This window comes from Enterobacter sp. DC4 (genome assembly GCF_000568095.1).
Taxonomy (GTDB): domain Bacteria; phylum Pseudomonadota; class Gammaproteobacteria; order Enterobacterales; family Enterobacteriaceae; genus Enterobacter; species Enterobacter pseudoroggenkampii.
Genome location: NZ_AZUB01000013.1, coordinates 48,795 through 75,462, shown reverse-complemented (window position 1 = coordinate 75,462; position 26,668 = coordinate 48,795). Strand labels below are relative to the sequence as shown.

27 protein-coding genes are annotated in these 26,668 nt (G+C 56.4%); 7 read left to right on the top strand and 20 right to left on the bottom strand.

Going from position 1 to position 26,668, the window contains the following annotated elements; genetic code table 11:
- Positions 1–144: 144 nt before the first annotated feature.
- Both fre and ubiD read right to left on the bottom strand, forming a co-directional pair.
- A complete protein-coding gene (gene fre / locus P349_RS01540) occupies positions 145–846 on the bottom strand; it encodes an NAD(P)H-flavin reductase (RefSeq protein WP_032646059.1) in 702 nt (233 codons plus the stop codon).
- Positions 847–888: 42 nt separating this feature from the next.
- Complete coding sequence (ubiD, locus tag P349_RS01545; RefSeq protein ID WP_161798590.1) at positions 889–2,379, bottom strand: 4-hydroxy-3-polyprenylbenzoate decarboxylase; 1,491 nt, start codon at positions 2,377–2,379, stop codon at positions 889–891.
- Between the two features lie 173 nt (positions 2,380–2,552).
- Between ubiD and rfaH the strand changes: the two genes are divergently transcribed.
- On the top strand, positions 2,553–3,044 hold the full coding sequence (gene rfaH / locus P349_RS01550) for a transcription/translation regulatory transformer protein RfaH (RefSeq protein WP_023309605.1): 492 nt from the start codon (positions 2,553–2,555) through the stop codon (positions 3,042–3,044).
- On the opposite strand, the gene tatD is transcribed toward rfaH, so the two are convergent.
- The 9 genes from tatD to udp all read right to left on the bottom strand — a co-directional run bounded on the left by tatD (position 3,041) and on the right by udp (position 10,952).
- Positions 3,041–3,823 carry a 3'-5' ssDNA/RNA exonuclease TatD gene (gene tatD, locus P349_RS01555; protein WP_032646062.1) on the bottom strand — a complete coding sequence of 261 codons (783 nt, stop codon included), beginning with the start codon at positions 3,821–3,823 and terminating at the stop codon, positions 3,041–3,043. The genes rfaH and tatD overlap by 4 nt on opposite strands.
- A 41-nt stretch (positions 3,824–3,864) precedes the next feature.
- A complete protein-coding gene (gene tatC / locus P349_RS01560; RefSeq protein WP_032646063.1) occupies positions 3,865–4,635 on the bottom strand; it encodes a Sec-independent protein translocase subunit TatC in 771 nt (256 codons plus the stop codon).
- 2 nt (positions 4,636–4,637) lie between these two features.
- On the bottom strand, positions 4,638–5,180 hold the full coding sequence (gene tatB, locus P349_RS01565) for a Sec-independent protein translocase protein TatB (protein ID WP_024908001.1): 543 nt from the start codon (positions 5,178–5,180) through the stop codon (positions 4,638–4,640).
- 3 nt (positions 5,181–5,183) lie between these two features.
- Entirely contained in the window at positions 5,184–5,438 is a 255-nt protein-coding gene (gene tatA / locus P349_RS01570) for a Sec-independent protein translocase subunit TatA (RefSeq protein ID WP_024908000.1), read from the bottom strand.
- 76 nt (positions 5,439–5,514) lie between these two features.
- The gene (ubiB, locus tag P349_RS01575) at positions 5,515–7,155 is read right to left on the bottom strand and encodes a ubiquinone biosynthesis regulatory protein kinase UbiB (RefSeq protein WP_024907999.1); all 1,641 of its coding nucleotides are present in this window, start codon (positions 7,153–7,155) and stop codon (positions 5,515–5,517) included.
- Positions 7,152–7,757, bottom strand: a complete 606-nt coding sequence (gene ubiJ, locus P349_RS01580; protein WP_032646064.1) for a ubiquinone biosynthesis protein UbiJ — start codon at positions 7,755–7,757, stop codon at positions 7,152–7,154. The genes ubiB and ubiJ overlap by 4 nt, the downstream gene beginning before the upstream one ends.
- Before the next feature lie 13 nt (positions 7,758–7,770).
- Positions 7,771–8,526, bottom strand: a complete 756-nt coding sequence (ubiE, locus tag P349_RS01585; protein ID WP_023309612.1) for a bifunctional demethylmenaquinone methyltransferase/2-methoxy-6-polyprenyl-1,4-benzoquinol methylase UbiE — start codon at positions 8,524–8,526, stop codon at positions 7,771–7,773.
- A gap of 66 nt (positions 8,527–8,592) precedes the next feature.
- Complete coding sequence (rmuC, locus tag P349_RS01590) at positions 8,593–10,050, bottom strand: DNA recombination protein RmuC (RefSeq protein ID WP_032646065.1); 1,458 nt, start codon at positions 10,048–10,050, stop codon at positions 8,593–8,595.
- 140 nt (positions 10,051–10,190) lie between these two features.
- Positions 10,191–10,952: a uridine phosphorylase gene (gene udp / locus P349_RS01595; protein WP_003860792.1), complete on the bottom strand. Its 762-nt coding sequence runs from the start codon at positions 10,950–10,952 to the stop codon at positions 10,191–10,193.
- A 255-nt stretch (positions 10,953–11,207) separates the two neighbouring features.
- Between udp and P349_RS01600 the strand changes: the two genes are divergently transcribed.
- Both P349_RS01600 and P349_RS01605 read left to right on the top strand, forming a co-directional pair.
- A complete protein-coding gene (locus P349_RS01600; protein ID WP_024907996.1) occupies positions 11,208–12,014 on the top strand; it encodes a dienelactone hydrolase family protein in 807 nt (268 codons plus the stop codon).
- Between the two features lie 38 nt (positions 12,015–12,052).
- Positions 12,053–13,516, top strand: a complete 1,464-nt coding sequence (locus P349_RS01605; RefSeq protein ID WP_032646066.1) for a glycoside hydrolase family 1 protein — start codon at positions 12,053–12,055, stop codon at positions 13,514–13,516.
- 43 nt (positions 13,517–13,559) lie between these two features.
- On the opposite strand, the gene metE is transcribed toward P349_RS01605, so the two are convergent.
- Positions 13,560–15,821, bottom strand: coding sequence for a 5-methyltetrahydropteroyltriglutamate--homocysteine S-methyltransferase (gene metE / locus P349_RS01610; RefSeq protein WP_032646067.1), 2,262 nt, complete (start codon positions 15,819–15,821; stop codon positions 13,560–13,562).
- A gap of 115 nt (positions 15,822–15,936) precedes the next feature.
- On the opposite strand from metE, the gene metR reads away from it, so the two are divergent.
- Complete coding sequence (gene metR / locus P349_RS01615; protein WP_032646068.1) at positions 15,937–16,890, top strand: HTH-type transcriptional regulator MetR; 954 nt, start codon at positions 15,937–15,939, stop codon at positions 16,888–16,890.
- On the opposite strand, the gene P349_RS01620 is transcribed toward metR, so the two are convergent.
- The 3 genes from P349_RS01620 to pldB form a co-directional block, all read right to left on the bottom strand.
- Positions 16,778–17,677 (bottom strand): carboxylate/amino acid/amine transporter, encoded by a 900-nt coding sequence (locus P349_RS01620; RefSeq protein WP_032646069.1) that lies wholly within the window; start codon positions 17,675–17,677, stop codon positions 16,778–16,780. The two genes, metR and P349_RS01620, sit on opposite strands and share 113 nt — an antisense overlap.
- Before the next feature lie 82 nt (positions 17,678–17,759).
- The gene (yigL, locus tag P349_RS01625; protein WP_032646070.1) at positions 17,760–18,560 is read right to left on the bottom strand and encodes a sugar/pyridoxal phosphate phosphatase YigL; all 801 of its coding nucleotides are present in this window, start codon (positions 18,558–18,560) and stop codon (positions 17,760–17,762) included.
- A 31-nt stretch (positions 18,561–18,591) separates the two neighbouring features.
- Entirely contained in the window at positions 18,592–19,584 is a 993-nt protein-coding gene (pldB, locus tag P349_RS01630) for a lysophospholipase L2 (protein WP_024907990.1), read from the bottom strand.
- A 109-nt stretch (positions 19,585–19,693) separates the two neighbouring features.
- Here pldB and rhtB point away from each other — a divergent pair, with 109 nt between their 5' ends.
- Positions 19,694–20,314 carry a homoserine/homoserine lactone efflux protein gene (gene rhtB / locus P349_RS01635; RefSeq protein WP_008501533.1) on the top strand — a complete coding sequence of 207 codons (621 nt, stop codon included), beginning with the start codon at positions 19,694–19,696 and terminating at the stop codon, positions 20,312–20,314.
- Here rhtB and rhtC read toward each other — a convergent pair.
- The 3 genes from rhtC to pldA all read right to left on the bottom strand — a co-directional run bounded on the left by rhtC (position 20,311) and on the right by pldA (position 23,782).
- Positions 20,311–20,931, bottom strand: coding sequence for a threonine export protein RhtC (gene rhtC, locus P349_RS01640; RefSeq protein ID WP_024907989.1), 621 nt, complete (start codon positions 20,929–20,931; stop codon positions 20,311–20,313). The two genes, rhtB and rhtC, sit on opposite strands and share 4 nt — an antisense overlap.
- Positions 20,932–20,992: 61 nt before the next feature.
- Entirely contained in the window at positions 20,993–22,822 is a 1,830-nt protein-coding gene (gene recQ, locus P349_RS01645; protein WP_032646071.1) for an ATP-dependent DNA helicase RecQ, read from the bottom strand.
- Between the two features lie 90 nt (positions 22,823–22,912).
- Positions 22,913–23,782, bottom strand: coding sequence for a phospholipase A (gene pldA, locus P349_RS01650; RefSeq protein ID WP_024907987.1), 870 nt, complete (start codon positions 23,780–23,782; stop codon positions 22,913–22,915).
- A gap of 163 nt (positions 23,783–23,945) precedes the next feature.
- Here pldA and yigI point away from each other — a divergent pair, with 163 nt between their 5' ends.
- Both yigI and rarD read left to right on the top strand, forming a co-directional pair.
- Positions 23,946–24,413 (top strand): acyl-CoA thioesterase YigI, encoded by a 468-nt coding sequence (gene yigI / locus P349_RS01655; protein ID WP_008501538.1) that lies wholly within the window; start codon positions 23,946–23,948, stop codon positions 24,411–24,413.
- A 51-nt stretch (positions 24,414–24,464) separates the two neighbouring features.
- The gene (gene rarD / locus P349_RS01660; RefSeq protein WP_032646072.1) at positions 24,465–25,361 is read left to right on the top strand and encodes an EamA family transporter RarD; all 897 of its coding nucleotides are present in this window, start codon (positions 24,465–24,467) and stop codon (positions 25,359–25,361) included.
- A gap of 83 nt (positions 25,362–25,444) precedes the next feature.
- Here the strand turns inward: rarD and corA are convergent, their stop codons facing one another.
- On the bottom strand, positions 25,445–26,395 hold the full coding sequence (gene corA, locus P349_RS01665) for a magnesium/cobalt transporter CorA (RefSeq protein WP_008501540.1): 951 nt from the start codon (positions 26,393–26,395) through the stop codon (positions 25,445–25,447).
- A gap of 150 nt (positions 26,396–26,545) precedes the next feature.
- Entirely contained in the window at positions 26,546–26,602 is a 57-nt protein-coding gene (ysgD, locus tag P349_RS26890; RefSeq protein WP_212743980.1) for a YsgD/CorL family protein, read from the bottom strand.
- Between the last annotated feature and the right edge of the window lie 66 nt (positions 26,603–26,668).

Here is a 26,668-nt window from a genome sequence, read left to right as displayed (position 1 = left end):
GATAAGCATCGCACCATCGGGCTTTTGCCGGGAGGCGCTGCGCTTTCCCAGCCTACGAGAGGTACCTCGCCGCCAGTGGCGTCACTGGCGAAGAGAGAGAGTTTAGTTGCCGTTCTTCCCGCCTGTCAGGGGCGGGTTTTTTATTTAAATGAAGGCAAACGCATCGCCAAACAGGCGGTCTTCACGCGCTTCACGTTCGTTACAGAACAGATCGCGGGCGATTTTCGCCATCTCGAAACGGCCAGCGATATAGATATCGTGCCCAGCCAGCGTACCGTGATCCTGCAGCACCGCCGTCAGCACCGTACCGCTACGCCCGCGCCAGCCCTCTTCCGGCTGCTCAACCACCGGTTCAATGCGCAGGTTAGGATGGGTGACGCTCAGCGCTTCCAGTTCAGACAGATCGTACAGATGTTTCTCTTCGCGGCCACCCCAGTAAATGGTGATGTCACGGTCCGGGTTACGCGCCAGGGCGGTCAACAGAATAGAGCGCACATAAGAGAAGCCGGTACCGCCAGCGATCAGGATCAGCGGACGGTCTTCGTCATCGCGCAGCCACGCATCACCGTGCGGAATATCCACCACGATTTCACGTTCCTTCAGGATGCGATCCATCACCGCCATCGCATACAGGTTAAGCTCTGACGCACCAATATGAAGCTCAATAAATTCCTGCTCCGCCGGCGTTGAGGCCATAGAGAAAGGACGCTTATCACGCTCATCCATCACAACCATCAGGTACTGACCCGCGCGGAAAGAGAATGGCGCTTCTGGCACTAAACGGACGCGATATACGGTGTCGGTGATGGCATCTACCGAGGTCACTTTACAGCTTAAGGTTGTCATTCGCTCTCTCTGTCGGGAAGTCTATAGGGCTTAACGGTCAGCTCAGGGTTTACCGTTATTCATTATGGCCAGCTCGTCCCAGATCGCGTCAATGCGCGCGGTCACAGCAGGATCTTTTTTGATCGGGCGACCCCATTCACGGTCGGTTTCGCCAGGCCATTTATTTGTGGCATCCAGTCCCATCTTTGAGCCAAGACCGGAAACCGGCGAGGCAAAATCCAGGTAATCTATCGGCGTGTTTTCGACTAACACCGTATCGCGCGCCGGGTCCATTCGCGTGGTAATGGCCCAGATTACGTCATTCCAGTCGCGGGCGTTAACGTCATCATCGCAGACAATAACAAATTTGGTATACATAAACTGGCGCAGGAAAGACCACACGCCCATCATCACGCGTTTAGCATGACCTGGATACTGCTTCTTCATCGTGACCACCGCCATGCGATACGAGCATCCTTCAGGCGGCAGATAAAAATCAACTATTTCCGGGAACTGCTTTTGCAGGATCGGCACAAACACTTCATTCAGCGCCACGCCCAGCACCGCCGGTTCGTCCGGTGGGCGTCCGGTATACGTGGAGTGATAAATCGCATCTTCACGCTGCGTAATGTGCGTCACGGTAAACACCGGGAAGTTATCCACTTCATTGTAATAACCGGTGTGGTCGCCGTAAGGGCCTTCTGGCGCCATTTCACCCTGCTCAAGGTAACCCTCCAGCACAATTTCTGCACTGGCCGGAACTTCGAGATCGTTAGAAATACACTTCACGACTTCGGTTTTCGTTCCGCGCAGCAGGCCTGCAAACGCATATTCAGAAAGGGTATCCGGCACGGGGGTGACGGCTCCCAGAATGGTGGCCGGATCGGCGCCTAAAGCGACAGACACCGGGAAACGCTCCCCCGGATGCGCAGCGCACCACTCCTGGAAATCCAGCGCGCCGCCGCGATGCGACAGCCAGCGCATGATGAGTTTATTCTTGCCAATCAGCTGCTGGCGGTAAATACCGAGGTTTTGCCGCTCTTTGTGCGGGCCGCGCGTAACGGTGAGCCCCCAGGTGATCAGCGGCGCAGCATCTTCCGGCCAGCACTGCATGACAGGGATTTTGGTCAGATCAACCGCATCGCCTTCCAGCACTTTCTGCTGGCACGGCGCGCCGCGCAGGCGTTTGGTGGGCATGTTCAGCACCTGCTTAAACTGCGGCAGCTTGTCGAACAAATCGCGGAAGCCTTTCGGCGGCTCCGGCTCTTTCAGGAAGGCCAGCAGCTTACCGACTTCGCGGAGGGCCGTGACGTCTTCCTGTCCCATCCCCAGTGCGACGCGACGCGGTGTACCAAACAGGTTGCACAGCACCGGCATGGAGTACCCTTTCGGATTTTCAAACAGTAATGCGGGGCCACCGGCACGCAGGGTGCGGTCAGCAATTTCTGTCATCTCCAGATAAGGATCAACAGGAAGTGTAATACGTTTGAGTTCACCCTGCTTTTCCAGCAGCGTCAGGAAGTCGCGGAGATCGTGGTATTTCATGCAGTTAATCATGGCCTCTCTGTAAGCGCTTCATTATACGGCGTAAGCCTGCTTGATGCTGTAATTTTGTTAAATAAGCGTGAACTTATGCGTTCTGTACCGTTTTCCCCCATTATAATCAACTTAGCGATCCCGCCAGGGTTTTGATATGCTTGCGCCCCGAACTAAGGGAAAGAGTGATTATGCAGGCCTGGTATTTACTGTATTGCAAACGCGGGCAACTTCAGCGCGCGCAGGAACATCTTGAACGTCAGTCTGTAAATTGCCTGACACCCGTGATCACGCTTGAAAAAATGCAGCGCGGGAAGCGCACAACCGTCAGTGAGCCGTTGTTCCCGAACTACCTGTTCGTGGAGTTCGACCCGGAAGTCATCCACACCACCACCATCAGCGCCACGCGTGGCGTCAGCCACTTCGTTCGTTTTGGTGCTCACCCGGCAACGGTTCCGTCGACGGTCATTCATCAGCTGTCGATTTATCAACAGCCTGAAGGGATCACCGACCCCGAAACCCCTTACACGGGCGATAGCGTCGTAATTACCGAAGGGGCTTTCGAAGGCCTGCAGGCGATTTTTGCCGAGCCGGACGGGGAAGCGCGCTCAATGCTGTTGCTCAATCTGCTGAACAAGCAGGTGCTGCAGAGCGTTAAAAACACCGACTTCCGCAAGCTTTAAACGTTTATTCCGAACAGATTACGCACGTTGTTATCCGTCTGCGCCGAAAGCCAGTGCGGATCCTCTCCGCGCCACTTCGCAACACTCTCAACAATATGCCCCAGATACGCGGGCTCATTTCGCCGCGATGCCGGTTTGCGTTTCATATCGCGCGGTAGCAGATAGGGCGCATCGGTTTCAAGGAGCAACCGGTCAGCCGGGATCGCCGGCAACAGCTCCCGAAGTTCGAGCCCGCGACGCTCATCGCAAACCCAGCCGGTAATACCCAGATAAAGCCCTCGCTTCAGGCAATCCAGCGCTTCCTGTCGTGAACCGGTAAAGCAGTGGAGTACCGCGCCGGGCAGTTTATCCAGCCACGGATCCAGAAGTGCCAGGAAACGCTCATGCGCGTCGCGGCAGTGCATAAATACGGGCATTCCAAGCTCTGCCGCCAGCGCAAGCTGGGCAGTGAATGCTTTTTCCTGCTCTTCAGGCGTGGAAAAGTTACGGTTGAAATCGAGACCGCATTCGCCGATCGCCACAACGGCTGGCGTCTTCGCCAGCCTGTACAGGGTGTCGCCACTTTCCGGGGTCCACTGGCTACTGTCGTGAGGATGCACGCCAGCAGTAGACCAACAGCGATCGTAGCGTTGCGCCAGCTGCTGCGCCTGCTCGCTCTCATGCAGGTTGGTGCCCGTCAGCAGCATCCCTTTCACCCCGGCAGCAAACGCACGCGCAACCACCTCATCACGATCTTTCGCAAACTGCGAGCTGGTCAGATTGAGTCCGATATCAAACATGCAAATCCCCATATAACAACCGCCCTGACGGGCGGCTGGTTTTACTCTTCGGTGGTCTTGTCGGACGTATCGTCTTCGTCATCCGCTCGACGTCCTTTACCCACGTAGAAACGCGAGAAGAAGACGCCAACCTCAAACAGACAGTACATCGGTATGGCCAGCAGCGTCTGCGAGAACACATCCGGCGGTGTCAGCAGCATGCCGACCACAAAGGCGCCCACCAGGATATACGGACGCTTCTTACGCAGGTCATCCGGGGTTGTTACCCCTACCCAGCAAAGCAGCACAATGGCCACCGGCACTTCGAATGCCACGCCGAACGCCATAAACAGCGCCATCACAAAGCTGAGGTAGCTGGCGATATCCGTCGACACCTGAACCCCTTCCGGCGCGGTATGCGTCAGGAAGCCGAAGGCCAGCGGGAAGACAACGAAATAGGCAAACGCCATGCCGATATAGAACAGCAGCGAGCTGGACACCAGCAGCGGGATCACCAGCTTGCGTTCGTGCTTATACAGTGCTGGCGCCACAAACGCCCACACCTGATAAAGAATGACCGGCGCTGAGGCAATCAACGACACCCAGAAGGTCAGCTTGATGGGGGTGAAGAACGGAGAAGCAACGTCTGTTGCAATCATCGTTGCGCCCAGCGGCATCTGCTTAATCAGCGGTGCAGAGACCACCTGATAGATATCGTTGGCAAAATAGACCAGGCACAGGAATATGAGTAAAACCGCAATAATGCAGTTTAACAGGCGCTTACGCAGCTCAATGAGGTGCGCAATCAGCGGTTGAGTATCATCTACTGCCATGTTTACGCTTTATCACTCGACGAGGGGGATGATTCGGAAACGGACGCAGCGGGCTTCACTTCCGCCGTTTTTGCCACCGGCTCTTCCGGCTGCACCTGTTTTTTCACTTCGGTTTCCTGCGGCGTCTGTTCTGGCGCGGCAGCCTGATGTTCTGCGCTGGCAGGCGTTACGCCCTCGCGCTGCTCCTCGCTGCCCTTCACCACCGGGTTATGGATGGTGTTCGCTTCATCGCTCGCTTTTTCAGGATCGTTAACGCTGTAGGAGCGCTTCATGGATTCCGCCGCTTCGCGCAGCTCATCCATTGACGCTTTCAGTTCCGGCGTCAGGTTATCCATGCTCGCCTTCTCGACCTTTTTAAGGCTTTCCTGAAATTCCTGCAGCTTAAGCTCCTGGGCCAGCTCATTCTGAACGGTCGATGCCAGCGATCTCAGCGCACGAACCCAGCCCGCAACGGTCTTCACCGCCACCGGCAGACGCTGCGGCCCCAGCACAATCAGGCCAATCACAAAGACCAGCAGGAGCTCACTAAAACCAATGTCGAACACGACTTACACCTGCTCTTTATCGTGGCGTTTAGCGTCTTCCTTTTTGGCTTCTTCCTGCTTATCGGCGATGGACTTAGCAGTAAAATCAGCGTCCTGGCTGGTTTTATCCTGCTTGCTCTCATCATCGCTCATCGCTTTCTTGAAGCCTTTGATAGACGCGCCCAGGTCGGAACCAATAGAACCGAGCTTTTTGGTGCCAAACAGCAGCACGACGATGACGGCAATGATCAACAATTGCCAGATACTGATACCACCCATACATGTTCCTCAGGGATAGATGATTAATTAGTCAGGTCGCATTATACGTATGCGACCCGTCGATAGCGACGCAAACTCAGCGCGTTTTTCGCCATCCGGCAAGCCAGACAACCACCCCGGCGGCCATCAGCCAGGCGGGCATCATCTGCCAGTCCGGACGGTTGATCAGCAGCAGCGTACCGCTCAGCAGCAGCGTTGCGCCAATCCCAAAGAGATAGCGTGACTGTCCCTGGCGTACCCGACTGGACTGAAGCTCGCGGGCGATTTTATCCATGCTGTGCTGAAGGTTCTTGCTCTGACGCAAACTGTCATAAACCAGTTCAGGAATTTCCGGCATTTTTTCTATCCAGAACGGGCCTTTCTCTTTCAGCGAGCGCACCAGCGCCGGAATGCCAACCTGATCCTTAATCCAGGACTCAAGGAAAGGTTTCGCGGTCTTCCACAAGTCTAACTGAGGATAGAGCTGTCGGCCTACACCCTCAACGTAAAGTAATGTTTTCTGAAGTAAAACTAGCTGTGGCTGAACTTCCATATTAAAGCGGCGAGCCGTGTTGAACAGGTTTAACAGCACGTGCCCGAAGGAGATTTCCGCCAGCGGTTTTTCAAAAATCGGTTCACAAACGGTCCGGATCGCGAACTCGAACTCCTCGACGTTGGTGTCCGGCGGCACCCAGCCTGAATCGACGTGCAGCTCGGCCACCTTACGGTAGTCGCGGTTGAAGAACGCGATGAAGTTCTCAGCCAGATACCGTTTATCTTCCTTGTTCAGTGACCCCACAATCCCGCAGTCGATACCGATGTACTTCGGATCCTCAGGGTGTTCGTAGCTCACGAAGATATTGCCCGGATGCATGTCCGCATGGAAAAAGCTGTCGCGGAACACCTGGGTAAAGAAGACCTGTACCCCACGCTCGGCCAACAGCTTCATGTTCGTTCCCTGCTTCTCAAGGGCCACCACATCCGAAACCGGAATACCGTAGATACGCTCCATTACCATCATGTTCTGGCTGCAGTAGTCAGAATAGACTTCAGGAACATAGAGCATCGGGCTGTTTTCAAAGTTGCGACGCAGCTGAATGGCGTTTGCCGATTCGCGCAGCAGGTTAAGCTCATCAATCAGCGTTTTTTCATATTCCCGCACCACTTCCAGTGGACGAAGGCGACGCCCGTCCGGCAGCAAGCGTGGTACCCAGCGCGCCAGACGATAAATCAGCTTCATGTCTGCTTTGATGATGGGCAGGATGTCCGGACGAATGACCTTAATAACAACTTCTTTGCCGTTTTCTTTCAGACGCGCGGTATGCACCTGCGCGATAGAGGCCGATGCCAGTGGGTGAATGTCGAAATCGTCAAACCAGGTCTCGACGGGTACATTTCCCATCGCCTCTTCAATTTGCTTTTTCGCGCGCGCGCCGTCAAACGGTGCGACGCGGTCCTGCAGCATCGCGAGCTCATCGGCAATAAGCGGCGGGAAGAGATCGCGACGGGTCGACAGCATCTGTCCAAATTTAATCCAAACCGGACCGAGCTCCTGCAGCGCCAGGCGAAGACGCTCACCCAGCGGTTGACCTTTATGGCGATTGGGCATCCAGAACAGCATCCGCCGCCAGATACGAAGCGGCAGCGTGATACGCATTTTGGGGATAAGCTCGTCGAGCCCGTAGCTCAAAAAGGTGCGAATAATAAAATAGAGGCGCCGAATTTCACCAGGCGTCATTTGCCCTCCAGTTTTTCCAGCCGTTTGGTTAACGCATCAACCGCACGTTCAACAGCAGCGGTCTCTTCCGCAAACCACGCCACTTCCAATGGCCCGGGTGCCATTCGCCACTCCTCCGTCAGCACTTCCGCCGCATAGCGTTGCTGACGATGCAGGCTTTTACGCGCAAAGGAGGCGCCACCATGAAGGACTTTCCCGATGCCTTCGGCGGCGATGTCGCCGATAAAAGGCGCGAGCAGCTCTGCCGGGTCGAACTCCGCAAGATCGGTGAGCGCAACGAAGTTCTGCACGACCTGAATGTCGCCTTCTACTTCCAGCTCACCGCTGCGGATAAGCGCCGTTAATTGCTGGCGATCGCGCAGTTTTGGCAGCACGCTCATGTGCGTGATGACCGAGCAGTCAGCTCCACCTTCCCACTTCCCCAGTACGTCAAGCTGGCGTTCGCTGAAGACCAGTACAAGCGGCGTCGATAACTCTTTTAAAACAATGCGCAATACCTTCCCGTTTAGCCGCTGACGCGCAGCTTTCAGCGCCGGAGCGCGATACAGGAAAGCATTCAGTACATTCTCGATGCCTGCGGAGACTAAGGGTTTAAAGGGCACGGGACACCTCCACTCAGAATTTGTAACCGCGATGCAGCGCGACGACACCCGCCGTCAGGTTGAAATATTCAACATTCTCAAATTCTGCATCCTGCATCATGGCTTTTAAGGTGTCCTGATCCGGGTGCATACGGATAGATTCCGCCAGATAGCGGTAACTTTCCGCATCATTCGCCACCAGCTCACCGATGCGCGGCAGCACGTGGAAGGAATAGGCGTCGTAGGCTTTGCTCAGCGGCTCAATGATCGGTTTCGAGAACTCGAGCACCAGCAGGCGTCCACCCGGTTTCAGCACGCGGTACATGGAGCGCAGCGCCTTTTCTTTATCGGTCACGTTACGCAGACCGAAGGAGATCGTGATGCAGTCAAAGGTATTGTCCGGGAACGGCAGCGCTTCGGCGTTTGCCTGAACATATTCCACGTTCCCCACCACGCCGATGTTACGCAGCTTTTCGCGGCCCATTTTCAGCATGGAGTCATTAATATCGGCGAGGACAACGCGCCCGGTTTCGCCCACCAGGCGAGAGAATTTCGCGGTTAAATCGCCCGTACCGCCGGCTAAATCCAGCACCGTTTGTCCGCGACGCACGCCGCTACAGTCAATGGTGAAGCGCTTCCACAAGCGATGAATGCCGAACGACATCAGGTCATTCATTACATCGTACTTCGCCGCCACGGAATGAAATACGTGGGCCACCATGTCAGCTTTCTGCGCTTTGGCGACAGTCTGAAAGCCAAAGTGCGTTGTGTCTTGTGAATCGTCAGCCATCTCAGAGCCTGCTTATCAGTAAAATGTTCGTGAAGTGTAACAGATTGGGCGCGTTTGCCCTACGTTTCAACCACCGCGAAAGAAACGCGCTGGAGTCTCGTCTGGTGATAAATCCACCGCTAACGTATTGTCTTCACTGTTTGTCTTTTGTTCGTCCGCACCTTCTCGCAGGCGAAACTCGTCGTCCTGGGCGGTGGCCTGTTCCACCAATTCCGGATTAATCTCGCGTTTAACCTCTACCCCCAGGCTGCGGAATGATTCGGCCTGCGCCAGCAGATTGCCGCGTCCCGAGGTGAGTTTTTTCATCGCCTGGCGGTAGTTATCCTGCGCACGATCCAGGCTCTGCCCGACTGAGGACATGTCGTCCACGAAGAGGCGCATTTTGTCGTACAGCTTGCTGGCACGATCGGCAATCTGCTGCGCGTTGCGGCTCTGGTGCTCATAGCGCCACAGGTTCGCAATGGTACGTAACGCCACCAGCAACGTGGTAGGGCTGACCAGCATAATGTTATTTTTGAGCGCTTCGGTGATGAGTTCAGGCTGCCTGTCGAGTGCCAGCAGAAACGCGGGCTCTACCGGAATAAACATCAGGACATAGTCCAGCGAGCGGAGACCCGGCAACTGCTGATAGTCTTTTCTGCCGAGCAGGCGAATGTGGTTACGCACGGAGGCAATGTGCTCCTGCAGCGCCGATTCGCGGGTGTAGTCATCCTCCGCGTTGAAGTAACGCTCATACGCCACCAGGGTCATTTTGGCGTCAATCACCACATCTTTACCCTGCGGCAGCCGCACAATCACATCCGGCTGCATGCGCGAGCGGGCATCGTTCTCAATGCTGACCTGCGTTTCGTATTCATATCCTTCCCGCAGGCCGGAGGCTTCCAGTACGCGGGTCAGCACCACTTCTCCCCAGTTGCCCTGGGTTTTGTTATCCCCTTTGAGCGCGCGGGTCAGGTTGACCGCTTCCTGCGCCATCTGGGCATTCAGCTGCTGGAGATTGCGAATCTCATGCGCCAGGGTGTGCCGCTCGCGGGCTTCCTGACCAAAACTGTCCTGCACCTGACGACGAAAACCGTCCAGCTGTTCACGCAACGGCGTCAGCAGGCTGTTAAGGCTCTGGCGGTTCTGTTCATCAACGCGGCGGTTGCTGTGCTCGAAAATACGGTTGGCGAGGTTCTCAAACTGTTCGCTGAGGCGCTGCTCGCTGTTGATCATCTGGCGGATTTTGTCTTCCGCATGCAGCTGAGTGGATTCAAGGCGGGTGGTCACTTCGCGGAGATCGGCCTCCAGCGAGGTGTTGATGTCACGGAGATTGCGCAGCTCGTTGTTGAGCAGTTCACACTCGTCGCGCCAGTGTTCACTCAGGGCAAGCTGCTGCTTTGCCGCACTTAATTCAGCGACTATCTCTTCGCGCTCTGCCAGCTGATCGGCCTTCTGCTGTGCATGCTGATAGCTGGAAATGAGCCAGCCTATCGCCACGCCCACCAGCGCAATCACCGCATAAATCAGGACTGAGATATCCACAATGCCCCCTGCATCAACGTATTACCCGCACAAAATAAGATTGTGCTGTATAAACGTCCAGTTTGAAAGGGTTTTCCTGCGAGGCGCTACGCAAAAAATAAAGGCCGAACGTGCCGGCCTTTGATTTCGAAAGGAGGGGACTAGATCAGGCGACGCGCGGCTTCGACCACGATTTTCACTGCATGGCTTTCGGTCTGCTTCATGGTTTCGGCGTTCGGGATCTCCTGCTGGGTACGGTTGACGATAACGCCCGCCACCATACCAGCACGCAGACCCTGGCTTGCGCACATGGTCAGCAGCGTGGCGGATTCCATTTCGTAGTTCATCACACCCATTGACTGCCACTCTTCCATGGAGCCTTTGAAGCGGCTTACCACGCGGCCAGAGAAGGTGTCGTAACGCTCCTGGCCCGGGTAGAAGGTGTCGGAAGAGGCGGTTACGCCTACGTGGGTGGTTGCGCCCACGGATTTCGCGGCTTCAACCAGCGCGGTGGTGCATTCGAAATCCGCCACTGCCGGGAATTCCATCGGTGCAAAGTGCAGGCTTGCACCGTCCAGACGGACGGACGCGGTCGTGACCAGCACGTCGCCGACGTTGATGTGCGGCTGGATAGCGCCGGTGGTACCGATACGCAGGAAAGTACGAATGCCCAGCTGCGCCAGCTCTTCAACAGCAATAGACGTAGACGGACCACCGATACCGGTAGAGCACACGATCACCGCTTTGCCATCCAGCTCTGCGCGCCAGGTGGTGAACTCACGATGGGCAGCCAGCTTGACCGGCTTATCCATCAGCGCGGCGATCTTTTCCACACGCTCAGGATCGCCAGGGACGATAGCGAGCGTAGCCCCTTGTAAATCGTTTTTAGTGAGGCCGAGATGAAAAACATCAGACTTAGACATAGGTGACTCCTCTGTGGGTCGGTTAGTCAGAAGAAGTAAAACGGTACTTTACAGAAGCAGTAAGCATAATTTCGTGACGCACCTCACCATGAATGAAAATGATTGCATTGAATTTCCACCAAAAAGTGATTTACATCACATTAACAAGTTATATCGTCAGGTGCTGCACAAAAGATAGACCGTTTAAGGCACTGTGAGTTGTTAACCTGGTGTCTATATTTACCTTTGCGCTAACTGATTGGTACGGAGAATGCCATGACTGAAAAAACCGGTTTTGCACCTGCTGCGGCCCCGCATGCCTCAACCATCGTCTCAACATCTGAAGACGCCATCACGGCGGGTGAGACCTCTATTCCCTCGCAGGGGGAGAATATGCCTGCTTATCACGCACGACCAAAATCGGCAGACGGCCCGCTGCCCATCGTGATCGTGATTCAGGAGATATTTGGTGTTCACGAACACATTCGCGACCTCTGCCGCCGGCTGGCGCTGGAAGGCTATCTGGCCGTTGCGCCAGAACTCTACTTCCGTCAGGGCGATCCGAACGACTACAGCGATATTCCCACCTTGCTCAGCAACCTGGTCAGCAAAGTCCCGGACGCGCAGGTGCTGGCCGACCTCGACCACGTCGCCAGCTGGGCGGCGCGCAACGGGGGCGATCCCCATCGTCTGCTGGTCACCGGTTTCTGCTGGGGTGGACGCATTAGCTGGCTGTATGCCGCGCATAACCCGCAGCTCAAAGCCGCTGTCGCCTGGTACGGCAAACTGGTGGGTGAAAAAACGCTGAATTCACCGAAACATCCGGTTGATATCGCCACCGAGTTGAATGCCCCCGTGTTAGGGCTTTACGGCGGTCAGGACACCGGTATTTCGCTGGATTCGGTAGAAACCATGCGCCATGCGCTCCGCGCGGCAAATGCGAAGGCGGAGATTGTAGTTTACCCGGATGCCGGGCATGCGTTTAACGCCGACTATCGTCCGAGCTATCACGCTGAATCGGCGAAAGATGGATGGCAGCGGATGCTTACGTGGTTCCGTCAGTACGGTGGTAAAAAAGGGTAAGCCTTTCCCATCATCATGACGCATAAGGAGTGCGTGTTATGGACTATTCCCTCGCGTTTCCACACGGTTTTTTATGGGGCGGCGCGATTGCCGCCAACCAGGCCGAAGGCGCATGGAACGTGGACGGCAAAGGGCCGTCCGTTGCCGACGCTGTCGCCTGGAAACCCAACCTCTCCGTGAAAGATTACAGCGGCCATATGGCCCTGACGGACGAGAATATCCGCGACGCGTTTGAAGGTAAAAATGATGCGCTGTACCCGAAACGCCGCGGCATCGATTTTTATCACCACTATAAAGACGACGTCGCGCTGTTTGCTGAGATGGGTTTTAAGGTGCTGCGCGTATCCATTGCCTGGTCGCGTATTTTCCCGACCGGAGAGGACGCCGCGCCAAACGAGGCCGGGCTGCAGTTTTATGAAGAACTGTTCCGCGAGCTGCGTCGTCATAACATCGAGCCGCTGGTCACCCTTTCCCACTACGAAATGCCGCTGGCGCTGAGCGAAAAATATAACGGCTGGGTGCATCGTAATGTGGTTGATGCCTTTGTTCGCTTCAGCAATGTTTGTTTCGACCGCTACAAAGAGCTGGTGCGTTACTGGCTAACCTTCAATGAAATAGACAGTATTCACCGCCATCCCTTTACGACCGCGGGCATTCGCGAAGAGAAAAGCGCGCCGGGCAACGCGAAACAGGATATCTATCAGGGTCTGCATCATCAGTTTGTCGCGTCTGCACTTGTCACCCGAGACTGCCACGCCAAAATTCCGGGCAGCCAGGTCGGGTGCATGCTGACCAAACTGACGACCTATCCGCACAGCTGCCGTCCGGAAGACGTTGAAGCCACGCTGAAGAAAAACCTGGAAAACTATTTTTATGCTGACGTGCAGGTATTTGGCGACTATCCGCCGCTTATCCTGCGCGATCTGGAACGACGAAATATCCATATTGAAATGCACCCTGACGATCGGCGTATTTTAAAGGCGCATACCGTCGATTTCGTCTCCTTCAGCTATTACATGTCGATGACCGAATCCACTCAGCCTGACGCCGAACGCATTCCCGGGAATACCGTTCTCGGTGTGAAAAACCCGTATCTGCCTGCGTCCGAATGGGGATGGCAGATTGATCCGCTTGGGTTAAAAATCTCGCTGCTGGAGCTGTATGACCGTTACCGGAAGCCGCTGTTTATCGTTGAAAACGGTCTGGGCGCGAAGGATGTGGTCGAAAACGGCAGGATCCACGATAGCTATCGCATCGACTATTTCCGCGCGCACTTCGCGCAAACGCTGGCCGCGATTAATGAAGGCGTGGAGGTGATAGGGTTCACCACGTGGGGCTGTATCGACATCATTAGCGCGGGCACCTCGCAGATGTCCAAACGCTACGGTTTTATCTATGTCGATCAGGACGATGAAGGCAACGGTACGTTGAAACGGCTGAAAAAAGACTCCTTCTGGTGGTACCAAAAAGTGATTGCCAGCAATGGCGCAGACCTGAGCTAAGTACGATAAGGCCGGGCTGGCACCCGGCCATCGCGCGTCACAATTATGCCTGACGCAAGTTCTGTGCTGCCTTCACCATGTTCGCCAGCGCCGCACGCGTCTCCGGCCAGCCGCGGGTTTTCAGGCCGCAGTCCGGGTTCACCCACAGGCGCTCAGCCGGAATGCGCTGGGCCGCTTTTTTCAGCAGGGCTTCAATCCACTCCACGCTCGGCACGTTCGGGGAGTGAATGTCGTACACGCCCGGCCCGATTTCGTTCGGGTACTCGAACTCTTCGAACGACTCCAGCAGCTCCATGTCTGAGCGCGACGTCTCAATGGTGATCACGTCGGCGTCCAGCGCGGCAATCGAATCCATGATGTCGTTAAATTCGCAGTAACACATGTGGGTGTGGATCTGGGTGTCGTCCTTCGCCACCGCGGCGTTGATGCGGAACGCCTCCACACCCCACTGCAGGTAGGCATCCCAGTCGCTGCGACGCAACGGCAGGCCTTCGCGCAGTGCCGGTTCGTCAATCTGAATAATGCCAATGCCTGCTGCTTCCAGATCCGCCACTTCATCACGCAGTGCCAGGGCAATCTGTTTGGCGATGGTTTCACGGGTCACGTCTTCACGCGGGAAGGACCAGCAAAGAATGGTCACCGGACCGGTGAGCATGCCTTTCACCGGCTTGTCCGTGAGGGACTGCGCGTATTTCGCCCACTCCACGGTGATCGCTTCCGTACGGCTGACGTCGCCGATCACCACCGGCGGCTTCACGCAGCGGGAGCCATAGCTCTGCACCCAGCCGTTTTGGGTAAACACGAAGCCATCGAGATGCTCACCGAAGTATTCCACCATGTCGTTACGCTCGGCCTCACCGTGCACCAGCACGTCCAGACCCAGACGTTCCTGCTCGATAATCGCCTGCTTGATGTGTTCGGCGATACCGGTGCGGTAGTGATTCGCATCCAGATTGCCCTTTTTGAAGTCCAGACGCAGGCCACGGATTTCGGTGGTTTGGGGGAAGGAACCGATGGTGGTGGTCGGCCACGCAGGCAGGTTGAAGCGGGCACGCTGCGCTTCAGCGCGGACTTCATACGGGCTCTGACGCTGGCTGTCCTGGGCGGTGATGGCCGCCAGGCGTTTTTCCACCGCCGGGTTGTGCACGCGCGCCGAGTGACGACGCGCCTGGATCGGTACGCTCCATTCGGCGATCGCCGCCGTGTCGCCGCTGTTCAGCGCATTGCGCAGCAGCGTCAGCTCTTCGCATTTTTGCAGCGCGAAGGCAAACCAGCTTTTCACCTCGGCATCCAGGCGGGTTTCCACGCTCAGATCGATCGGGCTGTGCAGCAGGGAGCAGGACGAAGCCACCCACAGCTCACGTTTGCCGACGATGTCCTTAATCTGGGCATATTTCCCGGTGAGATCGGCACGCCAGACGTTACGACCGTTAATCAGCCCGGCGGAGAGCAGCCAGTCCACAGGCAGGCGCTTGTGCAGCTCCGCGACATCGTCTTTACCGTGTACGAGGTCAACGTGCAGACCCTGAACCGGCAACGCGGCAATGGTGTTAAGGTTCGGCGTTACGCCTTCGAAATAGGTGGTCAGCAGCAGCTTCACTTGCCCCGCCAGCGCGTCATACGCCGGTTTGAAGGCATCGAGCCAAACCTTGGGCAGTTCGAGCACCAGCGCCGGCTCGTCGATTTGCACCCACTGAATGCCGCGTTTGCCCAGCTCAATCAGCACCTGTTTGTAGACCGGCAGAATGTCCTTCAGCAGGCTGAGTCGGTCAAACTGCTCGCCTTTTACTTTACCCAGCCACAGGTACGTTACCGGCCCGAGCAGAACCGGTTTCACCTGATGGCCCAGCGCCAGCGCTTCGTCCACTTCATCCAGAAGCTGCGTCCAGGTCAGCCTGAACTGCTGACCTTTTACGAACTCCGGCACCATATAGTGATAGTTAGTGTTAAACCATTTAGTCATTTCCGCCGCTGCCGCTGGCTCACCCGTTGGCGCACGGCCACGGCCGATGCGGAACAGGGTATCGATATCTACCGATCCATCTTTGTTCTGATGACGAGCCGGCACGTTGCCAAGCAGCAGGCTGGTCGTCAGAACATGGTCGTACCAGGCGAAATCGCCCACCGGCAGCAGGTCAATGCCCGCCTGTTTTTGCTGATCCCAGTGACGGGCGCGCAGCTCGCGTCCCACCGCCAGCAGTTCTTCACGGGTGGCGTTCCCCGCCCAGTAGCTTTCTTGCGCTTTTTTCAGCTCGCGACGCAGGCCAACGCGAGGGAAACCGAGTGTGTGATTGCGGATTGTCATGGTGTGCCCCTTGTGAAATTCGTTATTTAGACGTCCAGATGTTTACACATCTATAATTGGCAGGTACTGTATATTCCTCAAGCGCAATATGTTCATGGCGAAGTGAAGGACTTTCATGATCGAGATAAAACACCTGAAAACGCTACAAGCGTTGCGGAACTGCGGCTCGCTCGCGGCGGCGGCGGCCACGCTGCACCAGACCCAGTCCGCCCTTTCTCACCAGTTCAGCGATCTGGAACAACGCCTCGGCTTCCGTCTTTTTGTGCGTAAGAGCCAGCCCCTGCGCTTTACGCCGCAAGGTGAGATACTGTTGCAGCTGGCGAATCAGGTCCTGCCGCAAATCGCCAGCGCGCTGCAGGCGTGTAACGAACCGCAGCAAACCACGCTGCGTATCGCCATTGAGTGCCACAGCTGTATTCAGTGGCTGACCCCCGCGCTTGAGAACTTCCGTCAGAAGTGGCCGCAGGTGGAGATGGATTTCAAATCCGGCGTGACGTTCGACCCGCAGCCGTCCCTGCAGCAGGGCGAGCTGGACCTGGTGATGACCTCTGACATCCTGCCGCGCAGCGGCCTGCACTATTCGCCGATGTTTGATTATGAAGTGCGCCTGGTGCTGGCACCGGATCATCCGCTGGCGGCGAAAACGCGCATCACGCCGGAAGACCTGGCGACGGAAACGCTGCTGATTTACCCGGTTCAGCGCAGTCGTCTGGATATCTGGCGCCACTTCCTGCAGCCAGCGGGCATCAGTCCGCAGCTGAAAAGCGTGGATAACACCCTGCTGTTGATTCAGATGGTGGCGGCCAGAATGGGTATCGCGGCGCTGCCGCACTGGGTGGTAGAGAGCTTTGAACGCCAGGGTCTTGTGCAGACCAAAACCCTGGGGGAAGGACTGTGGAGCCGACTGTACGCCGCCGTGCGCGATGGCGAGCAGCGTCAGCCGATTACGGAGGCGTTTATTCGCTCAGCGCGGAACCACGCGTGCGACCATCTTCCGTTTGTGCGGAGCGCGGAGCGACCCAGCGGCGATGGACCCACAGCGAAGCCAGGATCACCGCTCCCCCAATAAGGAAGCTCGGCCAGTGCGGCTGTTGCTGCCAGATGGCGAGGTTGACCAACAACCCAGCCGGGACATGCACGTTGTTCATGATCCCAAGCGTACCGGCGTCGACCTGCGTCGCGCCGTAGTTCCACATGAAGTACCCCAACCCGGAAGCCACGACGCCCAGCCAGATCAGCACGCCCCACTGCACGGCGGTGGTCGGCAGCTTGTGCGGGTTACCGAGCATAAACCACGCCGCCACTGCGACAATCGCGGCGCCCATATAAAACCAGGCGAACGCGTTATGCTGCGGCATCGGGCGGGTTTCCATCAGGCGCTTATAGCCCACCATGCCGATGGCGAAACTGATATTGGCGAGCTGGACGAACATCAGTCCGGTCCAGAAGTGATCGCTGACTTTGTCGTAGCGAATAATCGCCGCGCCAATCACCGCCAGCGCCGCGCTAAGCAGGTATCCCCAGCGCAGGCGGCGTTTACTCAGCAGATCGTATATCAGCGTGATGTAGAGCGGCGTCAGCACGGTAAAGAGCAGGAATTCCGAGACGGACAGGTAGACATAAGCCCGGAAGCTAAACAGGTACATGATGCCGAGCTGCATCGCCCCCACCAGCATATACAGCACAATCGTTTTCAGCGATTGCCCGCGCGTACGCAGAAACGGCAGGAATACCAGCGCCGCCAGCCCCACGCGCATCAGCACCGAGAAGTAGCTGTCGACCGAACCGGCAAGGTATTCGCCAATCAGACTAAAGGAGAAGGCCCACAGGATAGTGGTGATAATGAGTAGCGCCACAATGCTTGTCTCTCAGAAAGAAGGAGAGGCATTGTAGCGAACTCTTTAGTTGACATCTGAGCAATAAACAACCAAATGAAGATTATTCAAGGAACAGTTTGCGCAGGTATTTCGGTACCGCATTGTCTGCGTTGGTGCCGATCACTTCCAGCTCCGGGTGCAAATCTTTCAGACGCTGGTGCGCATTCTCCATAATGCAGCCCTTGCCCGCCATCGACAGCATTTCGGCATCGTTCATGCCGTCACCAAAGGCGATACAGTCTTTCAGCTCGAAGCCCAGACGTTTCGCGACGGCTTCCAGCGCGTGGCCTTTGGAGACGCCACCCGCCATCACTTCCAGACAGGTCAGGGTTGAGAAGCTCACATTGACGCGATCGCCCCAGCGGGCGTTGATTGCCTGCTCCAGCGGGAGCAGTTCTTCGTGACTGTCGCAGGTGAAGAACACCTTACTGATCCCCTCCGGCTCCAGCAGACCCGGCTCGTACAGGGAGTAGTTAAATACCGCTTCTTTGAAGAAACGCATTTCATCCGGGCGGTGGCGGTTCATGAACCAGTCGTCGTCACGATAAACGTTGGTGACGATAGCCGGATTCTTGTGCACCACGCCAAACAGATCGGCGGCAATATCGCGATCCAGGTTGTGGGTGAAGATCAGGTTGCCGTCGGTATCATGCACGCGCGCACCGTTGGAGGTGATCATGTACGATTTGATCTCAAGATTATCGCGGATCTGCCCCACGTCGACGTGGTGGCGGCCGGTGGCAAACACAAAGTTCACGCCCCGTGCCGTCAGCAGCTTTAGGGTCTCTTTCGCGTAAGGCGACAGGGTGTGGTCAGGGGAAAGCAGCGTGCCATCTAAATCAGATGCAACAACCTGGTACATAGGGATTTCAACCTCTGGTGGAAAACAATAATCAATTATGCCTGTTGAAAAATTCAACAATGGCGTTGAGCGCGACTGAGCGCATAGCGTCCTTTTCAAAAAGGATCTCATGGTACGCGCCGTTAATGACCAGCGGTTTTCCCCCTTCACAAGGGTGACCGGCGGCCGCGCGCAGTTCACAATAGCGGTCATGCATGCGGTTATCCACCACACGCTCTTCTTCCGCCTGAATCAGGAGTGTTGGTGTATCGTCATTGCCGACACCCGCCAGAACCTGCTCACCGGCAAGGATACCTTCCCGCACCCAGTGGTAGGTCGGGCCCCCCACGCGCAGGCGCGGCTCATCGGCATAAAAACGCAGGTTACGACGATACCGCTGGCGACTGTGGGTCAGCACGTTCATCGCAAACGGCAGTGCCCGCCAGCGTCCCGTCCCGATGGCATAGCCTTCCCGAATGCGCTGATGGCCCTCAGCCCAGTCAAGAATATGACGTACCATCCAGTCAGGAAAACGCATGACGATGCCATACATCGGCGCGGTGAGCGCAATGGCATCGCACTGGTGAGCGTGGCGCTGTAAAAACAGCGTTGAAATCGCACCGCCCATCGAGTGCGCCAGAATATAGCGCTTCCGCCAGGGGCCGGGCTCGACCTCCTGCTGCCAGAACGCGGCGAGATCGTCGACGTAATCGCTGAAGTTATCCACGTGGCCGCGATGCGTATCCGATAGCAGGCGGCCAGAAAGCCCCTGCCCGCGGTGATCGATAATCAGCACATCGAAGCCCAGATGGAACAGGTCATAGGCCAGTTCGGCGTATTTGATGTAGCTCTCAATACGCCCGGGACAGACCACGATGACCCGGTCATTTTTCTTATCGTGAAAACGCACAAAGCGTACCGGTATATCACCGACGCCCGTAAACTCATCTTCCTCACGCTGGCGCCAGAAATCGGTCAGCGGCCCCATGGAGAAAGCAGCAAATGCGTTTTCTCGTGTTTCCCAGTCCTTTTTCTGCTGAAACATCGGGTTTCTACTCACCTAAGCCAAGGAATATCGTTTTTTCGTAACCGGTCACAAAATGACTCAACAATAGCGTATTGTGGCATAAAAACAGACGATTCGGGAGTTTCAAATGACCTTCGAGTGGTGGTTCGCTTACCTGCTGACATCCATCATCCTTAGCCTTTCACCGGGCTCGGGCGCCATTAACACCATGACCACCTCCATCAACCACGGCTATCGCGGTGCGGCGGCGTCAATTGCCGGTTTGCAGACCGGGCTGGGCATTCATATCGTGCTGGTTGGGATTGGTCTGGGGACCCTGTTCTCCCGCTCGGTACTGGCCTTTGAGGTGCTGAAATGGGCCGGGGCGGCGTATCTGATCTGGCTCGGCATTCAGCAGTGGCGCGCAGCAGGCTCCATTAACCTGAATACGCTCGCTCAGACGCAAAACCGCGGCCATCTGTTTAAGCGCGCGGTGTTCGTCAACCTGACCAACCCGAAGAGTATCGTGTTCCTCGCCGCGCTGTTCCCGCAGTTTATCGTGCCGCACCAGCCCCAGGTCATGCAGTACGTGGTGCTGGGCGCGACCACCATTATTGTCGATATCATCGTGATGATTGGTTACGCGACGCTGGCGCAGCGGATTGCGGCGTGGATTAAAGGGCCTAAGCAGATGAAGGCCCTGAATAAAGTCTTTGGCTCGCTGTTTATGCTGGTTGGTGCGCTGCTTGCGTCAGCGCGTCATGCTTAGCGAGAAATGATGAGATGAATGCCGAAGCCGGCGAACAGCGCGCCGGCGAAGCCATCAATCCACTTCGCGATACGCTGGTAGCCGCGGCGCATCGCCGGTAAGGCGAACAGGCTGGCCACGATGGTAAACCAGGCGAAGGTTTCAACAACGATCAGCAGGAAGATGCCCCAACGTGCGCCCGCACCGACGCTATCGCCGACAAACAGCGAGAACACCGAGCCGAAATAGATAATCGCTTTTGGGTTTGCCAGATTGGTCAGCAGCCCTTTTACAAAGCTGCGGCCGCCCGTTGCCAGCTCCACCTTTGGCTCTTCCGGTTTTTTCTGCTCTTTCTTCAGCGCCCCGCGCAGCATCTGGTAGCCCATCCAGCACAGGTACAGCCCGCCGCCAACCATAATGATGTTATGCAGCCAGGCCATCTTCGCCAGAATCAGGTTCAGACCGAGCAGCGCAACGGCCGCCCAGACCATAACGCCCATGGTAATACCGAGCACGCCCATCATCGCCTCTTTGCGGGAACGACTGACGGCCGTTTGCGACACGAAGAAAAAGTCCGGTCCCGGGCTCATCAGCGCAACGATGTGCACTAACGCCACGGTGAGAAATAGCATCAACATAATTAACTCGCGGGGAAATAATTCAGTGAGTCATCATCCTGGCACTTTTTCGCCCGGCTGACTACTCCTCATCATCACCATCGGCGTGAGAGCGGATGAGCGCCATAAACTCTTTACCAAAGCGCTCCAGCTTGCGCGTCCCCACGCCGTTGACGCTGAGCATCTCGCTGGCGCTGAGCGGCATCTGCTCGGCCATCTCGATGAGCGTCGCGTCGTTGAACACCACGTAAGGCGGGATGTTCTCTTCGTCGGCGATGGCCTTACGCAGCTTACGCAGTTTGGCGAAAAGCTTGCGGTCGTAATTGCCGCCGTAGGATTTTTGCATCACGCGTGGCTTGAGGGCGATGACGCGCGGCACGGCGAGCTTGAGTTCAACGTCACCGCGCAGCACCGGACGCGCGGCCTCCGTGAGCTGAAGCGCGGAGTGCTGGGCAATATTCTGCGTGGCAAAGCCGAGGTGGATCAGCTGGCGAATGATGCTCACCCAGTGCTCGTGGCTCTGGTCCTTGCCAATACCGTAGACAGGCAGCTTGTCGTGGCCCATATCGCGGATACGCTGGTTGTTGGCACCGCGCAGCACTTCCACCACGTAGCCCATCCCGAAGCGCTGGTTCACGCGGTAAATGGTCGAGAGCGCCTTACGCGCGTCCATCAGACCATCGTACTGTTTCGGCGGATCCAGGCAGATATCGCAGTTGCCGCAAGGCTCCTGGCGCCCTTCACCAAAGTAGTTGAGCAGCACCAGACGGCGGCAGGTTTGCGCTTCAGCAAACGCGCCCATCGCGTTGAGCTTGTGGCGCTCAATATCCTGCAGCTGTCCCTGCGGTTTCTCTTCAAGACAGCGGCGCAGCCACGCCATATCGGCCGGATCGTAAAACAGCATCGCTTCCGCAGGCAGACCGTCACGTCCGGCGCGACCGGTTTCCTGATAGTAGGATTCGATATTGCGCGGGATGTCGAAGTGCACCACAAAGCGCACGTTCGGCTTGTTAATCCCCATCCCGAACGCCACCGTCGCAACCACGATTTGCAGGTCGTCGCGCTGGAATTTCTCCTGCACGTCGGCGCGGATGTGGTTCTCTAACCCGGCGTGATAGGCAGCGGCGCTAAAGCCGCGGTTTTGCAGACGCGCGGCGGTGTCTTCCACCTTCGCACGGCTGTTGCAGTAGATGATGCCGCACTTGCCGCGCTGCTCCTGGACGTAGCGCAGGAGCTGATCCAGTGGCTTGAATTTTTCCATCAGCATGTAGCGGATGTTGGGGCGGTCGAAGCTGCTGACCTGAATATAGGGGTCGTTCAGCCCCAGCAAACGAACGATATCCAGCCGCGTGGTGTCATCCGCCGTGGCGGTGAGCGCCATAAACGGCAGCTCGGGGAAGCGCTGACGCAGCTGGCCGAGGGCAGCGTATTCCGGGCGGAAATCATGTCCCCACTGGGAGATACAGTGCGCTTCATCCACCGCCAGCAGCACTGGGTTCCAGTGCGCGAGATGGTCGAGGAAGTTATCCAGCATCAGGCGTTCCGGGGCGATATACAGCAGGCGAATCTGCCCGGTGCGGCACCCGGCCATCACCTCTTGCTGCTGCTCCCGGGTTTGTGTGGAGTTAAGACAGGCTGCCGCCACGCCGTTGGCGAGCAGTTGGTCAACCTGGTCTTTCATTAGCGAAATGAGCGGGGATACCACAACCGTCAGGCCGTTAAGCACCAGCGCGGGCACCTGATAACAGAGGGACTTACCGCCGCCGGTCGGCATCACCACCAGGCAGTCACGGCCTTCCAGCACCGTTTCAATGATGGTTTCCTGGCCAGGGCGGAACTGCTGGTAGCCAAAGGTTTCATGCAAAACCTGTTTAGCCAGCGACTCCTGATTCAATACTTCCGCCTGCGCCACGTTAACCCCATATGCCTGAAATGAAACAGGCGCTATTTTCAGCGCCTGAGAGAGAAACTTCAACGTTTAACGCAAAAACATTCGAGCAGCCTAGAGAATATCGTTCAGCATCACGCCCACGCCGATGCGGGTCTGGTTGAAGTTGTAATCGATAAGCGACTCGCCGTAACCGCTGTACACCTGAGTATAGATGCGGACATGCTTCGTCATTGGATAGCTTAAGCCCACTTCCGCACCACCGTAGCCGGTGTTCCAGTTGTACTGACCTTTGGCGCTGAGCACGGCATCACCTAACTGGTAGCCTACCTTGAGCTGGTAGTAGCCCATATATTTGGTGATATCCGGGTTGTCATCGGTTTCGCCCACCACATACCACGGCTTCACTTCCACCATCCAGTTACCGTTCTGCGCCATCAGACGCGTATAGGCACGGTTCCAGCTGCGCGAGGTGGGATCGGAACGTCCGTTAGAATCATGGTTAAATCCCACTTCGACATCACGCAGCGTCCAGCCCGCAAACTCATAATCCGTTGCAAAACCGAGGAACAGCTGCGGCTCATAGTTGGTTTCACGGAACGGTGAGGACTCTCCGCTGTTAGAGAGCTGCCACCAGGATTTCTGCGTGTAAGACGCCCCGAGAACCGAGTTCGGCCCCAGAATACCGCGCCAGAACGGGAATGCCAGGCTGAGCTGGAACTTCACCTCATCTTTACGCGCATTATCAGACCAGTTATAGGAGCTTATCGCCTCTTTGTTGAGATCGCTGGTCTGGGTGTAAATCACGTAGTTGGTGTCATACGGATAGAGCGTGAACGGATTGTCATGTTCCTGAAGAAGGTTCGCGATAATGCTACCGTGAACGGCAGGTTTATCATGCACCTCTTTGATCGTCGCTTCCTGCGCATATGCTGTGAAGGGCAGCGCAACCGCCGCCAGTAACCAGGCCAGATACGTCCGCATCGGTGGTGTTCTCCTGCAAAAGAGTAAAATTACCTGAATAGTTATGTGGCGGACATTCTACAGACTTCTGCGACAACTGCTGCATCCTCGTTTCTGAAAGTGGCATTCCTTGTTGCCGCGGCATAAAATCAACATTTCGTTAACAATAAGGATGTGATGCCTCATGTCAGCCATGCTTACCGCCGAAGAAGTGTTAAAACTCGTGGGCGAGATTTTTGTTTACCATATGCCGTTTAACCGCGCGCTGGGACTGGAGCTGGAGCGTTACGAGAAAGACTTTGCCCAACTGAGCTTCAACAACCAGCCGATGATGGTGGGTAACTGGGCGCAAAGTATTTTGCACGGCGGTGTGATTGCCTCCGCGCTGGACGTGGCGGCAGGTCTGGTCTGCGTGGGCAGTACGCTGACCCGCCATGACACCATCAACGAAGACGAACTTCGCCAGCGCCTGGCACGCATGGGTACTATCGACTTACGCGTCGACTATCTTCGCCCGGGACGCGGAAATCGCTTTACCTGTACCAGCAGCCTGCTGCGCGCGGGGAATAAAGTCGCCGTGGCGCGCGTTGAGTTACACAACGAAGAACAGGTGTATATCGCCAGCGCAACAGCCACTTATATGGTGGGTTGAGGCGGCAAAATCGGGTAAAATTAATTCACTTTTTTGTAACGGATTTTCCCGATGGATGCTAAACAGACGCGGCAGGGCGTTTTACTCGCCCTTGCCGCTTATTTTATTTGGGGTATCGCCCCGGCGTATTTCAAGCTTATCGCCTACGTTCCGGCTGACGAGATCCTGACTCATCGCGTTATCTGGTCATTCTTCTTTATGATCGCGCTGATGAGCCTCAGCCGTCAGTGGTCGGGCGTCAAAACGCTGTTTAAAACCCCTAAAAAGGTCTTCCTGCTGGCGCTCTCAGCGGTGCTGATTGGCGGTAACTGGCTGCTGTTTATCTGGGCAGTGAATAACCATCACATGCTCGAAGCGAGCCTGGGGTACTTCATTAACCCGCTGGTAAACATCGTGCTGGGGATGATTTTCCTCGGCGAACGCTTCCGCCGGATGCAGTGGTTAGCGGTCCTTCTGGCCTTCTGCGGCGTACTGGTGCAGCTGTGGACCTTCGGCTCGCTGCCGATTATTGCCCTCGGCCTGGCGTTCAGCTTTGCCTTCTACGGCCTGGTGCGTAAGAAGATTGCGGTGGAAGCGCAGACGGGGATGCTGTTTGAAACCCTCTGGCTGCTGCCGGTGGCGGCGATTTATCTCTTCGGCATCGCCGACAGTGCCACCAGCCATATGGGCAGCAACCCGTGGTCGCTGAACCTGATGCTGATGGCGGCGGGCGTGGTGACCACCATTCCTCTGCTGTGCTTCACCGGTGCCGCGACGCGTCTGCGTCTCTCCACGCTGGGCTTCTTCCAGTACATTGGCCCGACGCTGATGTTCCTGCTGGCAGTGGTCTTTTACGGAGAGGTACCGGGGGCGGATAAGATGGTGACGTTCGCCTTTATCTGGGTGGCGCTGGCGATCTTTGTTGCGGATGCGATTTATACCCAACGCAGAATGCGTAAAGGGCTGTGATGTTGCCCTCACCCTAACCCTCTCCCACAGGGAGAGGGGATTCGATCGTAGGGCGGGTAAGCGCAGCGCCACCCGCCAGATTTTTACAGCCAGTTCCGGCGTTTGAAATAGAGATACGGCGCCAGCCCCGCGAGGATCATAAAGATAATCGCCCCCGGGTAACCAAAGCTCCACTTCAGCTCCGGCATAAACTCGAAGTTCATCCCGTAGCTGGATGCCACCAGCGTCGGCGGCAGGAACACCACGGAAACCACCGAGAAGATCTTGATGATGCGGTTCTGCTCGATGTTGATAAAGCCCATCGCCGCCTGCATCAGGAAGTTGACCTTCTGGAACAGGGATTCGTTGTGCGGTAGCAGGGATTCGATATCTCGTAAGATCTCACGCGCCTGCTCCAGCTGACCGCCCGGCAGACGCGCCTTGCGCACCAGGAAGTTCAGCGCACGCTGGGTATCCATCAGACACAAGCGCACCTTCCAGCCGATATCTTCCAGCTCCGCCAGCGTGGAGAGCGCTTCGTCGTACTCATCGCCCTGATGGCCTTCCATGATCACGCGGCTCAGCTTTTCCAGATCGCTGTAGATGTTTTCAATTTCGTCCGCCAGCTGTTCAATTTTGGTCTCGAACAGATCGAGCAGCAGTTCGTACGCGTTGCCGTCTACCATCGCCTGGCTGCGGGCGCGCATGCGGTAGAGACGGAATGCCGGCAGCTCACGTTCGCGCAGGGTGAACAAACGGCCGTCGCGAATGGTAAACGCCACGGTGGAGTTACCCGCGTGGTCTTCCGCATCTTCAAAGAAGAAGAAGGAGTGAATGTGCAGACCGTCTTCATCTTCAAAAAAACGGGCGGATGCTTCGATGTCTTCCAGTTCCGGGCGGGTTGCCAGGCTTTGCCCCAGCTCAGATTGTACGCGAAGGCGCTCATCGTCGTCCGGCTCGACCAGATCCACCCATACGGCATCAATGAGGGGCTGTGACTCTTCGGCTTCAAGCCGAGTCAGTCGGTTATTTTCGAGTTGAAATGCGCTCAACATGACCGGGACTCCCAATGCAAAAAATATCGGACAGTTCGGTGGGCACACAGAAACAAATTGGGTTTCAGACCATTAAACAGCCTGACTCAGCGCGACGGGAATAGAGCAGTCGCTGACAACCACTAAGGCCATCAGCAAGAGGAGATAGCCTTAGGAGTTGTTCCTGGATGACAGGGAATTGAGCCAGTATCTACTGGGTGTGTCCAAGGCGAATGTCCTCTTAGCGTAATCGTGCGCGCATGTTACGCCAGCTATAACTGTGGCGTCAACACG